This window comes from Sulfitobacter sp. NFXS29, from assembly GCF_040148765.1.
GTDB lineage: Bacteria > Pseudomonadota > Alphaproteobacteria > Rhodobacterales > Rhodobacteraceae > Sulfitobacter.
In genome coordinates this window covers 874,134-886,603 of the sequence record NZ_JAGDED010000001.1, presented here as the reverse complement: position 1 = coordinate 886,603, position 12,470 = coordinate 874,134, and the positions used below count along the sequence as shown (strand labels likewise).

Annotated in this window: 14 protein-coding genes; 10 read left to right on the top strand and 4 right to left on the bottom strand. The window is 61.2% G+C overall.

The annotated features are described in order from the left end of the window. Positions 1-2: 2 nt before the first annotated feature. The 9 genes from J3456_RS04400 (at position 3) to J3456_RS04360 (ending at position 7,807) form a co-directional block, all read left to right on the top strand. Positions 3-344 (top strand): putative quinol monooxygenase, encoded by a 342-nt coding sequence (locus J3456_RS04400; RefSeq protein WP_349579052.1) that lies wholly within the window; start codon positions 3-5, stop codon positions 342-344. Continuing rightward, a complete protein-coding gene (locus J3456_RS04395) occupies positions 341-1,210 on the top strand; it encodes a DMT family transporter (RefSeq protein ID WP_349579051.1) in 870 nt (289 codons plus the stop codon). Before J3456_RS04400 ends, J3456_RS04395 begins: the two co-directional genes overlap by 4 nt. 121 nt (positions 1,211-1,331) lie before the next feature. After that, entirely contained in the window at positions 1,332-2,420 is a 1,089-nt protein-coding gene (locus J3456_RS04390; protein WP_349579050.1) for an OmpP1/FadL family transporter, read from the top strand. A 114-nt stretch (positions 2,421-2,534) separates the two neighbouring features. Next, positions 2,535-3,467 (top strand): DMT family transporter, encoded by a 933-nt coding sequence (locus J3456_RS04385; protein WP_349579049.1) that lies wholly within the window; start codon positions 2,535-2,537, stop codon positions 3,465-3,467. A gap of 12 nt (positions 3,468-3,479) precedes the next feature. Continuing rightward, a complete protein-coding gene (locus J3456_RS04380; protein ID WP_349579048.1) occupies positions 3,480-4,340 on the top strand; it encodes an ATPase in 861 nt (286 codons plus the stop codon). 56 nt (positions 4,341-4,396) lie between these two features. Continuing rightward, positions 4,397-5,314 (top strand): homoserine O-acetyltransferase MetA, encoded by a 918-nt coding sequence (gene metA, locus J3456_RS04375; RefSeq protein ID WP_349579047.1) that lies wholly within the window; start codon positions 4,397-4,399, stop codon positions 5,312-5,314. Beyond that, positions 5,298-6,278: an alpha/beta fold hydrolase gene (locus J3456_RS04370; RefSeq protein WP_349579046.1), complete on the top strand. Its 981-nt coding sequence runs from the start codon at positions 5,298-5,300 to the stop codon at positions 6,276-6,278. The genes metA and J3456_RS04370 overlap by 17 nt, the downstream gene beginning before the upstream one ends. A 49-nt stretch (positions 6,279-6,327) precedes the next feature. Next, positions 6,328-7,197, top strand: a complete 870-nt coding sequence (ppk2, locus tag J3456_RS04365) for a polyphosphate kinase 2 (RefSeq protein ID WP_349579044.1) — start codon at positions 6,328-6,330, stop codon at positions 7,195-7,197. Beyond that, positions 7,190-7,807, top strand: coding sequence for a TetR/AcrR family transcriptional regulator (locus tag J3456_RS04360; RefSeq protein ID WP_349579043.1), 618 nt, complete (start codon positions 7,190-7,192; stop codon positions 7,805-7,807). The genes ppk2 and J3456_RS04360 overlap by 8 nt, the downstream gene beginning before the upstream one ends. Positions 7,808-7,819: 12 nt before the next feature. On the opposite strand, the gene J3456_RS04355 is transcribed toward J3456_RS04360, so the two are convergent. Next, a complete protein-coding gene (locus J3456_RS04355) occupies positions 7,820-8,815 on the bottom strand; it encodes an LLM class flavin-dependent oxidoreductase (RefSeq protein ID WP_349579042.1) in 996 nt (331 codons plus the stop codon). Positions 8,816-9,053: 238 nt separating this feature from the next. Between J3456_RS04355 and J3456_RS04350 the strand changes: the two genes are divergently transcribed. Continuing rightward, on the top strand, positions 9,054-9,743 hold the full coding sequence (locus J3456_RS04350) for a hypothetical protein (RefSeq protein ID WP_349579040.1): 690 nt from the start codon (positions 9,054-9,056) through the stop codon (positions 9,741-9,743). A gap of 148 nt (positions 9,744-9,891) precedes the next feature. Here J3456_RS04350 and rpsI read toward each other — a convergent pair whose 3' ends face one another. From rpsI to J3456_RS04335, 3 genes are all read right to left on the bottom strand, one after another. Further along, entirely contained in the window at positions 9,892-10,392 is a 501-nt protein-coding gene (gene rpsI, locus J3456_RS04345; RefSeq protein ID WP_067629875.1) for a 30S ribosomal protein S9, read from the bottom strand. A 2-nt stretch (positions 10,393-10,394) separates the two neighbouring features. Next, positions 10,395-10,856: a 50S ribosomal protein L13 gene (rplM, locus tag J3456_RS04340; protein ID WP_067629878.1), complete on the bottom strand. Its 462-nt coding sequence runs from the start codon at positions 10,854-10,856 to the stop codon at positions 10,395-10,397. Between the two features lie 160 nt (positions 10,857-11,016). Beyond that, on the bottom strand, positions 11,017-12,432 hold the full coding sequence (locus J3456_RS04335) for an aminotransferase-like domain-containing protein (protein ID WP_349579039.1): 1,416 nt from the start codon (positions 12,430-12,432) through the stop codon (positions 11,017-11,019). Positions 12,433-12,470: the final 38 nt, after the last annotated feature.

The window sequence follows — 12,470 nt, the reverse complement described above, 5'->3', positions numbered from 1 at the left end:
ACATGAGGGTGGCCCTCAGCGGCCACCTTCGCTGCGCCACCCGGGCCCAAGCGGACCGGGTGCGTGCGGGGCTTGACGCGCATCAGCGCCTCACCCGTGCCGAGCTGGGGTGTTTGCGCTTCGACGTGATCCCGACCGACGATCCCCTCCTGTGGCATGTATCGGAACTTTTCACCGACCGCGCAGCATTTGAGGCGCATCAGACCCGCACGGCGGCGTCAGACTGGGCAAGGCTCACCGCCGGGATCACACGCGACTACAAAATCACCGACACACCGATCACCGACCGCCAAATCATCGGCGACGAGGCCAAGGGCGATGACCAATTGACCAACCGCACATGACCCCTACCGTCCGCGCCTCACTCTGGATGATCGGCTCCATCGGCTCTTTCTCGACCATGGCTGTGGCGGGGCGTGAACTCTCGGCGCGGTTCGATACATTTGAGGTGATGCTCTACCGCAGTGTGATCGGCGTGATCATCGTCCTGTCGCTCGCTTGGGCCACCGGGGCGTGGCGGCAGATCAACACCCGCAACTTCGGCCTACAACTTATCCGCAACCTCGCGCATTTCATCGGGCAGAACCTATGGTTCCTCGCGGTGTCGCTGATCCCGCTGGCGCAGGTCTTCGCGCTTGAGTTCACCTCTCCGCTATGGGTCATCGTCCTGTCGATCTTTCTGCTGGGCGAACGGTTGACCGCCACGCGGGCGCTGGCTGCGGTCATGGGGTTCATCGGCATCCTGATCGTCGCACGGCCTGATATCGGCAACCTCAACACCGGCATTCTGGCGGCGGCGGGCTGTGCGGTCTTCTTTGCCCTGACCAATGTGCTGACCAAACGGCTGACGCGGACCCAAGGGATCACCACGATCCTGTTCTACCTCACCACGCTGCAATTGATCTTTGGCCTGATCTCGGCGGGCTACGACGGCGATATCGCCGTACCTACTGTCGAGACGATGCCCTTTCTGCTGCTCGTCGGCGCCTGTGGGTTGCTTGCGCATTACTGTCTAACCAACGCGCTGAGCCTCGCCCCCGCGACCGTGGTGGTGCCAATTGATTTCGTCCGCCTTCCGGCGATCGCGATTGTCGGGATGCTCCTCTATGCCGAAGCGCTCGACGTCTGGGTCTTCGTCGGGGCCGCGATCATTTTTGCGGGCAATTACCTCAACATCTGGTTTGAGACCCGCAAAGCACACCCCAAGTAATGTTTGCCCAGATTTCAACCTGACCCAAGGTCAGTGATTGACGCAAACGGCAGCTATCCGCTTAGATCGTTTCTAACCTGTGCCGGGGAGGAACCGCACAGAAGTCTTGGGAGGAAAGAAAATGAAAACCTATTTCTTGGCAATTCCGGCACTGTTGGCATCTACGGCACTCGTTCACGCTGGCGGTATCGATCGGTCGGGCCAATCCATCAACGCCCTGTTTGAAAACGGGCGCTATGCCGAATTCAGCTTCGGGCATATCTCGCCCGACACCTCGGGCACCTCGGTTGCGGCCCTCGGCAGCCGCGATTCAGGCAACGCCACAGAAAGCTACATGCAGTTTGGCGCCGCCTATAAGGCAGACATCAACGACAAGCTGTCCTATGCGATCATCTACGACCAGCCCTTTGGCGCTGACATCGATTACCCCACGGGCACCGGCTACTACGCCGCAGGCGCGCAGGCCGATCTTGACGCGCACGCTCTGACCGGCCTGCTGCGCTACCGGATGAACGACAACTTCAGCGTTCACGGCGGTCTGCGCGTGCAAACCATCGAAGCCACAGCGGCTGTCCCCTTCGTCGGCGGCTATACGGTTGATGGTGAGCGCGACACAGGCGTCGGTTATGTCGCTGGTGTCGCCTATGAACGCCCCGACATCGCCATGCGCGTGGCGCTGACCTATAACTCCAGCATCGACCATGACGTTGACACCACCGAGTTCGGCGCAGTCATGAGCACAACCGAAATCGAAACACCCCAGTCGGTGAACCTCGACTTCCAGACCGGCATCGCGGCTGACACGCTTCTGTTCGGTGGCATCCGCTGGGTTGATTGGTCGTCCTTCGATATTTCTCCGGCTGCCTATGCTGGCGCCACAGGCGGTGCATCTCTCGTGAGCTATGAGAATGATGTATTCACCTACTCGCTGGGTGTGGGCCGTCGTCTGAATGACAATTGGTCGGTCTCCGCCTCTGTCGGCTATGAGAAGTCTGAAGGCGGCTTTGCCTCCAACCTCGGCCCGACCGATGGCAACAAGAGCCTCGCACTGGCCGCCGTCTATACCCGCGACAACATGAAAATCACCACCGGCGTGCGTTACGTCAACATCGGTGACGCAGAGACCGCAATTCCGGGCTTTGCCCCCGCAGCGGAATTCGAAGACAACGATGCCGTGGCCTTTGGTGTCAAAGTCGGTTTCACCTTCTAATCCACACCAGAAACACCACCGAGATCACGCCGCCCGAACCCCTCGGGCGGCGTTTTTTTATGCATGCGCATCTTTCGGGTCGTGCCGATCAATGGAACGGCCTAAACCCGCCCCATGATCACACAAAAAACCATCCCCCCGCGCGCTTGGATCGAAATGGGCTTTCTTGCCCTCCTCTGGGGCGCGTCTTTTGTCGCCGTGCGGGTGGCACTGGATGAGATCGGACCGCTGACCTCGGTCGCGCATCGGGTGTTCTGGGCGATGCTGGTGCTTTGGGGCGCGGTGATCCTCATGCGCCTGCCACTGCCACGCGACCCGCGCATCTGGGCCGCCTTCCTGCTGATGGGGCTGTTGAACAATGTGATCCCCTTCTCGCTCATGGCCTGGGGGCAGTTGCACATCCCCTCTGGCCTGACCTCAATCCTCAACGCCGCCACGGCGATCTTTGGCGTCTTGGCCGCCGCAATCTTTCTGGCGGATGAACGCATCACCCCGCGCAAAGCGATTGGCGTCTGCCTTGGCTTTGCCGGGGTCAGCACCGCCATCGGGTTGGAAAACCTCACGAATTTCGACCTCGGCAGCCTTGCGCAGCTCGCCGTGCTGGGCGGGGCGATGTCCTATGCCATGGCGGGTGTCTGTGCGCGGAAATTCCTGCCGGGCCAGCCGCCGCAACTGGCCGCCGCCGGGATGCTGACCGGGGCCACGCTGATCATGCTGCCGCTGGCATGGGCCGTCGAAGGGCCGCTCACGCTCGACCTTGCCCCGGCGACGCTCACCGCGATTGCCTATTACGCGCTGGCCGCCACGGCGCTGGCCTATCTGCTTTATTACCGCGTGCTGGCCATGGCGGGCAGCAGCAACCTTATGCTGGTGACGCTGTTGGTTGCGCCCGTGGCGATCCTGCTCGGCGCATGGCTGCGCGATGAAACTCTGCGCCCTGCCGCCTACACCGGCTTTGCCCTGCTGGCGCTTGGGCTTTTGGTGCTCGATGGCCGCATCTGGCGTATTGTTAAACACTGGGGTACTCAGGGGAAACGAAGCACTTAACCTTGGTGATACATGCTCTACCCCACGGCTGACGACTGGCGCGCGGCCCCGCGCCGCAAAGTTCTGATCTTCGGCATGTCGGGTCTGGGCAAAACCCATCTGTCCAGCCTGCTGCGCGCCAGCGGGGATTGGTTTCACTACTCCATCGATTACCGTATCGGCACCCGCTATCTCGGCGAACTGATCGCTGATAACGCCAAAGCCGAGGCGATGAAGGTGCCGTTTCTACGTGATCTGCTGCTCAGCGATAGCATCTACATCGGCTCAAACATCACCTTCGACAATCTATCGCCCGTGGCCACGTGGCTCGGCAAACCCGGCGATCCCGCGCGCGGCGGACTGCCGATGGCGGACTATGCAACGCGCCAAGAGGCGTTCCGCCGGGCCGAGATCAATGCGCTGCAAGACACCGCCTATTTCGCCAACCGCGCCGAAGCGCTCTACGGCTATCCGCACTTCATCTGTGACACCGGTGGCTCGATCTGCGAATGGGTCGATCCCGAAGACCCGAACGACCCGCTTTTGCAGCAATTGGCCGAGGAATGCATGCTGGTCTGGATCAAAGGTGACGAAGCCCATACCGAAGAACTGATCCGCCGCTTCGACAAAGCCCCTAAGCCGATGGCCTATCAGCCCGAATTCCTCGCCCGCGCTTGGGCCGACTATCTGGCCGAAAAGAACATCACCGAAGACGCCGTGAACCCCGATGATTTCATCCGCTGGACCTATGCCGCCGCCCTGTCACACCGCCAACCGCGCTATGCTGCCATGTCGAAATGGGGCGTCACGATCACCCCTGCCGACATCGACACACTAAAAGCTCCCGAAGACTTTACCGATCTCATCGCCCGCCACCTACCCTCGGGCGGTTGAACCCACCACGCCCAAGATTACCTGACTGCTCTGGCTACCCCTGAAAGACCTGTCTCATGCCCATCAAGATCCCCTCCCGCCTGCCCGCCTTTGACGTTCTGCGCAACGAAGGGGTCATGGTGCTGGACGAGGAACTGGCGTCCCGACAGGACATTCGCCCGCTGCGCATCGCCCTGCTGAACCTGATGCCCAAGAAAATCCAGACAGAAAACCAATTCGCCCGTCTGATCGGCGCGACGCCTCTTCAGATTGAACTCAGCCTCATCCGCATGTCAGACCACCAAGCCCGCAACACGGCGGCAGAGCATATGGAAAGCTTTTACCGCCCCTTCGAGGAGATGAAGGACGAGAAATTCGACGGGCTGATCATCACCGGCGCCCCGATTGAGCATCTTGAGTTTAACGAGGTGACCTATTGGGACGAATTGGGCGAGGTGATGGAATGGACCCAGACCAATATCCACTCCACCTTTGGCGTCTGCTGGGGCGGCATGGCAATGATCAACCATTTCCATGGGGTTAAGAAACACATTCTGCCCGAGAAAGCCTTCGGCTGTTTCCGCCACCGCAACCTTGCGCCCGCCTCGCCCTATCTGCGCGGGTTCTCGGACGATTGCACCGTGCCCGTCTCTCGCTGGACCGAGATGCGCCAAGACGAAGTGAACACGCACGCGGGCCTCACCACGCTACTGGGCAGTGATGAAGTCGGCCCCTGCCTGATCGAAGACCCTGCGCACCGTGCGCTCTATGTCTTTAACCATTTCGAATACGACCGCGACACGCTGAAACAAGAGTATGACCGCGACGTTGAGAACGGCGTGCCGATCAACGTGCCTTGCAACTACTACCCCGAAGATGATCCTTCGCGCGCCCCGGTGAACCGCTGGCGCAGCCATGCGCATCTGCTTTATGGCAATTGGATCAACGAGATATATCAAACCACCCCTTTCGACATGAATGAGATTGGCCATTAAACTGCTTTTTGCTCTCCTGCTGGGGCTGGCGCTGCTGGTGGCACTCGTCCAATGGCGCGCCGCGCGGCACGAGGCGCGGGCCGAGGCCAGCCACCCGCCCGAGGGCGAGATCACCACAGTGGATGGCCTGCCGGTCCATGCCAAGGTTATCGGCAGCGGGCCTGATCTGGTGCTGATCCATGGGGCCAGCGGCAACCTGCGTGATTTTACCATGGGCTTCGCAGAGCGTCTAAGCGATCGCTACCGCGTCATCATGTTCGACCGCCCCGGCATGGGCTATACCGCCCGCCTGCCCGGTGCACGCGGCGCGTGGAACCCCCTGGGGGAATCGCCCCAAGAACAGGCCGCGCTGCTGCAAAAAGCCGCCGACCAGCTTGGCGTCGAAAACCCCATTGTGCTGGGCCACTCTTTTGGCGGGGCCGTGGCGCTGGCTTGGGGTTTGCAGCGGCCCAAAGACACCGCCGCGCTGGTGCTTGTCTCTGCCGTGTCAGAGCCTTGGCCCGGTGAGCTGGGCTGGATTTACAACGTCAGCGCCTCGCGGCTTGGCGGTGCGTTTTTTATCCCCGCCGTCACGGCCTTTGTCCCCGAAAGCGTGGTGCAAAGCAGTATTGAAGCGATCTTTGCTCCGCAGCCCGCGCCCGACGGCTATGCCGAACACATCGGCACCGGGTTGACCCTGCGCCGCAGCGCCAGCCGCGCCAACGCCCAGCAGGTGCACCAGCTTCGCCCCCATGTGGTTGAAATGGCCGCACTATATGACCGTCTGACCATGCCGGTCGAGATCATCCACGGCGATGCCGATACCATTGTGCCGATGCATATCCACGCCGAGGAACTCATCAAAGACATCCCCAACGGCGCGCTCACCCGACTGCCCGGCATGGGCCATATGCCCCATCATGCCGACCCGCAGGCCGTGGTCGACACAATCGACCGCGCCGCCACCCGTGCGGGTTTGCGTTAATCGGCGTAACATCCCATATTGAAACAAGAACAACCCGCAAGGAGCGCCCATGGACCTGCCCTTTGACGGCGCAATCAGCGCCTTTTACGAGAATGACGCCCCCGAGGACATTCGCCAAGTGATCCGCCGCTCCGACAAGGACGACATCCTTTCGCCCAGCTATCCGCATGACGAGCGTCTGTCGCGCAAAACCTATGAGCGCGACTATGAGCGTTTGCAGATCGAAATGGTCAAATTGCAATCTTGGGTGCGCGAGACAGGCCAGCGCGTCGTCATGGTGTTTGAGGGCCGCGACGCCGCCGGAAAAGGCGGCACGATCCGCCGTATGCGCGAGAACCTAAGCCCCCGTTCCGCCCGTGTCGTCGCCCTGTCGAAACCGACTGAGACGGAACAGGGCGAATGGTATTTCCAACGCTACATCAAACACTTGCCCACTGCGGGCGAGATGGTCTTCTATGACCGCTCTTGGTACAACCGCGGCGTTGTGGAAAAGGTTTTCGACTTTTGCACCCCCGAACAGCGCGCGCATTTCTTTGAGCAGGTCACCCCGTTTGAACAGATGCTCGCCGAAGACGGCATTCACCTGATCAAGTTCTGGCTCAACGTTGGCCGGGCCGAGCAGCTGCGCCGCATGTTGTCGCGCGAATCCGATCCTTTGAAGCAATGGAAGCTCAGCCCGATCGACGTCAAAGGTCTTGCCAAATGGGAGGAATATTCAAGCGCCATCGCCGAGACCCTGCTGCGCAGCCATACACCCGAAACCCCTTGGACCGTAATCCGCTCTGACGACAAGCGCCGCGCGCGGCTGGCCGCGATGCGCCATCTGCTGAACCGCTTCGACTATCCCCAGAAAGACGCCAAGGCGATCGGCAAAATCGACGACGACATCTGCGGTGGGCCGGGCATCTGGGATGCCTAAGCGCGGCTATCATCACGGAAACCTGCGCCAAGCCTTGATCGACGCAGCACTTGAGTTGATCGAGCAGCGCGGCCCCACGGGTTTCACCCTGTCCGAGGCCGCCAAACGCGCGGGCGTCACCCCTGCCGCCGTTTACCGCCACTTCGAAGGCCGCGAAGACCTGATCGCCGAGGCCGCGCATCAAGGCTATGATATCTTTGCCGAATTGATGGAATTTGCTTACGAATCCGGGCAACCCTCAGCCCTGAAAGCGTTCGAGGCCACGGGCCGCGCCTATCTGGCATTCGCGCGCAAATACCCCGGCCATTACATCGCGATGTTCGAATCCGGCATCTCGGTCAACCGTACGCCGGAACTGGCCCATGCCGCCAACCGCGCCAATGGCGTGCTCGAACGCGCGGCATCCGACCTAAGCCAGCATATCCCCGAAGACAAACGCCCGCCGGCTTCCATGTTCTCGGCCCATATCTGGGCGATGAGCCACGGTGTGGTCGAACTTTTCGCCCGCAACTCCCCCGGCCGCGCCTCGCCCTTTCCAGCAGACGATCTGCTGGAAACCGGGATCGGCATCTACCTGCGCGGGTTGGGGTTGGTCAGCCCTGACGAGTGAGGGCGGCGACCCTCAGGCCGCCACCTTCATGTCTTGCAAAACATCCGCCGCAATCTCAAACGAGCGCAACCGCGCCGCGTGTTCGTGGATCTGCCCGGTCAAGATTAGCTCATCGGGCTGGTGCTGCGCGATCAGCGTCTCAAGCTGGCGTTTCACCGTTTGGGGGCTGCCCACGGCAGACACGCGCAGCGCATGATCCACCCCCTGCCGCATCCCTGCGCCAATCTCGGCATCAATGTCGCGCACCGGGCGTGGCAGCTTGCCGGGGCGGCCTGTGCGCAGACGGGCGAAGGCCTGCTGCATGGTGGTGCGCAGATAGGCCCCCTCTTCATCCGTATCGGCCGCGAATACATTCACCGCCAGCATGAAACGCGGTGCGGGGCAGGCCTGCGACGGTTTGAAATCACGGCGGTAGATCGCGGTGGCTTCTTCCAGCGCGTCCGGTGCGAAATGTGAGGCAAAGGCGTAGGGCAGCCCAAAATGCGCCGCCAGTTGCGCACCGTATAGCGAAGAGCCGAGGATCCAGATCGGCACATGCGTTCCCTCACCCGGATGCGCACGCACCGGCGAGCGCGGATCAGCGTCGCCCAGATAGGCCATCAACTCGGCCACATCATCGGGGAAATGATCGCCGCCACTCATTCCACGGCGCATGGCGCGCATCACCGCCTGATCGCCGCCCGGCGCACGGCCCAGCCCCAGATCAATCCGGTCGCCATGGATCGCCGCCAGGGTCCCAAACTGCTCGGCAATCGCCAAAGGCGCGTGATTGGGCAGCATCACCCCGCCTGCCCCAACGCGAATATGCTGCGTGTGATCCGCCACATGCCCCAGCAAAACCGATGTCGCCGCCGAGGCGATGCCCGGCATGTTATGATGTTCAGCCATCCAGAAGCGGTGATAGCCCTTGGCTTCGGCCAATTGGGCCAATGCAACGGAATTGGCGATGGCGGTGGCGGTGTCTGACCCTTCGGGCACCGGGGCGAGATCTAGAACTGAATACTGCATGACTGTCTCCTGTGTTGCGCTTGATATAGGCAGGCGCCGCCCCGCCCGGAACCACGAGGCCTAAGAAAAACCAACGACTTGGGCGAAATTTCCGTCGTTCACAATGTTATGTTCTAACGCATGCCAGATATGCGCAAACGGGCCTTGCCGCCCCCCAATGGCGGGCCTATCCGAAGGGCCTTCACAACCTGACCTCGCCAGTCGCAGACAAGCCATGGTCCAACACTAGGCAAATGCCATGAATATCAAACACCTTATCGGGTTCGGCCTTACCACCGGGCTGCTCTCTTCCGCCGCCTATGCGCAGGACAACATCACCACCGGTTTCGACCCGGTGATCGAAGACCGCGCCATGACCTCTATGATTGGCTGGACCGCCGGCGTCTCTGCCGCCACGCGTTTCAACACGTCGGATGATTTCGATCACCTTGAGAACGAAGTCGAAGGCTTTGTCGAGCTGACCTACGGCGGCTTCCACACCGGCTTCAGTGTCACATCGCTTTACCAAGACCCCACAGATGACGCCGAATTCGAAGTCGACCTCGGCTATGGCGCAGATTTTGGTCAGGGCATGAACTGGGACCTGAGCTATTCCTACGCATGGCTGAACGATTCTAAGGACCACGGTGAAGAAATCACCGCGACGCTGGGCTTCCCCATCGGCCGTGACGCCTCGGGTGCATTTGCTGTGATCATCGACCCCGACAATGGCGAAAGCGATCAGGAAGTCGCGTTCGAAGCGCCCCTGTCCGAGCGTTGGACCGCCGTTGGCCTCATCGGCAACAGCGACCGCGACGACAACATCTATGCCGAAGCCGGTGCCGTCTATGACTTCGGCGATGGCGTCAGCTTTGAAGCGCTCTACGAAGACACCAACGATGGTGACGGTGTGCTGGGCTTCACCGTGAGCTACGAAATCGGCGGCTAAGCCGTCTCAGGATCACGCGATCCAGAATCAGACGCCGTTGCGGGAAACCGCAGCGGCCTTTTTCATGACCAGCAGCCACACATGCCATCCCACAAACGAAAAAGGGCCACCCCGGAGGGCAGCCCTTTCGCAAAGTTGATCGGTAAGCTTAACGCTTGGAGAACTGGAAGCTCCGGCGCGCTTTGGCCTTACCGTATTTCTTCCGCTCGACGACGCGGCTGTCACGGGTCAGGAAGCCTGCCGCTTTCAGCGCACCGCGCAGGGAGGGATCATAAAGCTGCAGCGCCTTGGAGATGCCGTGCTTAACCGCGCCCGCTTGACCGGACAGACCGCCGCCTTTGACAGTTGCGAAGACGTCGAACTGGCCTTCGGTGTTGGTGATGCCGAAAGGCTGCGCGAGGATCAGCTGCTGCACGGGGCGCGCAAAGTATTCGTTCTGCGGCTTGCCGTTGACGATGACCTTGCCGGAGCCGGGCTTGATCCAAACGCGGGCGACCGCGTCTTTACGTTTGCCGGTGGCATAGGCGCGGCCCAGTTCGTCACGAACCGGCTCACGCGGGGTCATTTCGGTTTCGGTGCCCTGCACGCCGCCGATGTTCTCGGTCACGGCTGCTTCGAGACCGTCGAGGGATTTGATTTCGTCAGCCATGCTCATGCACTCCGCGTATTTTTCTTGTTCAAGGATTTAACATCCAGAACTTCGGGGCTCTGCGCCTCATGGGGGTGATCGCTACCTGCATAGACGCGCAGGTTGGTCATGATCTGGCGGCTCAGGCGGTTGCCGGGCAGCATGCGCTTGACCGCTTGGGTCACAACACGCTCAGGATGCGCGCCCTCAAGGATCTGTGCCTTGGTGCGCGACTTGATGCCACCGGGGTGGCCGGTGTGCCAGTAGAAGTGCTCTTCGCGCTTCTTGCCGGTCATCTGCACCTTGTCGGCGTTGATGACGATCACGTTGTCGCCGCAATCCATATGCGGTGTGAAGGACGGCTTGTGCTTGCCGCGCAGGCGCGTGGCGATGATCGAAGCGAGACGGCCCAGCACGACGCCTTCGGCGTCGATGATGATCCATTTCTTGTCGATATCTGCCGGTGTCGCAGAAAAGGTTTTCATGGATGAATTCCCGTTTAAGGTTGGTCGGAACGAGGAATCCCCGCCCGGTGTCTGATGGAGGGGTTATAACCACCTGCATCGCCGGGTCAAGCGCAGCAATCACGGATTACGTAAGCAAAATCATATACCTATGATTTAGGTATAATAATACCCCATATTTCTACACGCTGATCTGCTCTGGCGGATTGTCCAATAGACAGCGCAGCCGCTGCATCGCCGCCTCAAAAGAGCGCAGAGAGACATGGGCATTCACCGCGATGCGAACCGCATGGGGCGCGCGGCCATCGCGCAGGGCGAATTCATCGGCAGAGCGGATCTGCACCCCCTGCGCCTCTGCCGCGCGGCAAAACCCCGCCGCCCGCCAACCCGGCGGCAGGTGCAGCCATAGAAAGGGCACATCGCGCGACCATTGCAGTTCATGCCCGCCCAGATGGTTCACCGCGACCTCTACATATTCCGCCAGCCTCTCGCGGATATCTGTGCAAATGCCCTTTAGCCGCGGATCGGTGAGCAGAATGCGCGTCGCCTCGGCCAAGGGGCGGGCAAGGCCGAAGTACCCGTATTCCGCCACCCGCCGCAGGTCCGCCGACCGCCCCGCCGGAGCCAGCGCAAAGCCGACACGCAGCGCGGGCGTAAGTTCTTTGGAGATGGAAGAGACATGCCAGACATGTTCCGGCCAGAGCGAGCGATAGCTCGGCGCGCGGGCAGAGCCCATGCGGTAGCAATCATCCTCCAAAATCTCCAACCCGTGCCGCTTGGCGACCTCCAGCAGCGCGCGCCGCCGTTCGAGGCTTGTGTGGCTGCCGGTTGGATTGTGCACTTCAGGTGTGGTGCAAAACACCTGCGCTCCGCTGTCGCGCGCGGCTTTGTCCAACGCCTCGGGCAACACGCCGTCTTTGTCCATCGCCACGCCGACCACTTCGGCGCGCAGCACCTCCGCCGCCCGGCGGAACCCGGCATAGGAGAGGTCTTCGACCAGCATCACCGGTTTCGGCCCCGACAGGATGGCCTGAAGTACCAATACAATGCCGCTTTGCCCGCCATGCGACAGCACGACGTCGCGCTCGCTCAGCGGGCCAAGGGACAGATGCGACAGCCAGTCGACCACCGCTTGGCGCACCGGGGCATAGGCATCGCGGGTGGGATAGTTCATCAACTCTTCGCCCGGCACATCCGCCACCTGCCGCAGGGCGCTGCGGATCAGAGCCACTTGCCCCATATCCGGTAAACGCGGACTAAAAAGGCTGACCGCATCGGTATCGGAGATCTCTAACTCTTTGATCCAGATATCTTGTTCGCGATTCCAGACATCTTCTCGAATGGCGGCCTGCGGCGGGGCGACAAAGGTGCCCCGGCCCACTTCGGCCTCCAGCAGGCCCTCGTCCGTAAGAATGGTATAGGCCCGCACCACAGTGCCGGGGGTGATCCCCAACTGCCACGCCAGTTCGCGCACAGGCGGCAGCTTATCTCCCACGGCCAGCGCACCGGATGTGACCCCCTCGCGGATCGTCAGGGCGACGAGTTTGTACTTCGGTCCCTGCCCTTCGGCGAGGGATGGCTGCCAAATTGTACCCATTACAATATTCCTGTGGTCAAATTGTATCGCGCTTTGTA

Bases quoted from the DNA above. Each gene is read 5' to 3' on its own strand.
- J3456_RS04335 (WP_349579039.1), bottom strand. From the start codon at position 12,432: ATGGGTACAATTTGGCAGCCATCCCTCGCCGAAGGGCAGGGACCGAAG.
- J3456_RS04385 (WP_349579049.1), top strand. From the start codon at position 2,535: ATGATCACACAAAAAACCATCCCCCCGCGCGCTTGGATCGAAATGGGC.
- ppk2 (WP_349579044.1), top strand. From the start codon at position 6,328: ATGGACCTGCCCTTTGACGGCGCAATCAGCGCCTTTTACGAGAATGAC.
- J3456_RS04395 (WP_349579051.1), top strand. From the start codon at position 341: ATGACCCCTACCGTCCGCGCCTCACTCTGGATGATCGGCTCCATCGGC.
- J3456_RS04350 (WP_349579040.1), top strand. From the start codon at position 9,054: ATGAATATCAAACACCTTATCGGGTTCGGCCTTACCACCGGGCTGCTC.
- J3456_RS04355 (WP_349579042.1), bottom strand. From the start codon at position 8,815: ATGCAGTATTCAGTTCTAGATCTCGCCCCGGTGCCCGAAGGGTCAGAC.
- J3456_RS04360 (WP_349579043.1), top strand. From the start codon at position 7,190: ATGCCTAAGCGCGGCTATCATCACGGAAACCTGCGCCAAGCCTTGATC.
- J3456_RS04390 (WP_349579050.1), top strand. From the start codon at position 1,332: ATGAAAACCTATTTCTTGGCAATTCCGGCACTGTTGGCATCTACGGCA.
- J3456_RS04400 (WP_349579052.1), top strand. From the start codon at position 3: ATGAGGGTGGCCCTCAGCGGCCACCTTCGCTGCGCCACCCGGGCCCAA.
- J3456_RS04370 (WP_349579046.1), top strand. From the start codon at position 5,298: ATGAGATTGGCCATTAAACTGCTTTTTGCTCTCCTGCTGGGGCTGGCG.
- rplM (WP_067629878.1), bottom strand. From the start codon at position 10,856: ATGAAAACCTTTTCTGCGACACCGGCAGATATCGACAAGAAATGGATC.
- rpsI (WP_067629875.1), bottom strand. From the start codon at position 10,392: ATGGCTGACGAAATCAAATCCCTCGACGGTCTCGAAGCAGCCGTGACC.
- metA (WP_349579047.1), top strand. From the start codon at position 4,397: ATGCCCATCAAGATCCCCTCCCGCCTGCCCGCCTTTGACGTTCTGCGC.
- J3456_RS04380 (WP_349579048.1), top strand. From the start codon at position 3,480: ATGCTCTACCCCACGGCTGACGACTGGCGCGCGGCCCCGCGCCGCAAA.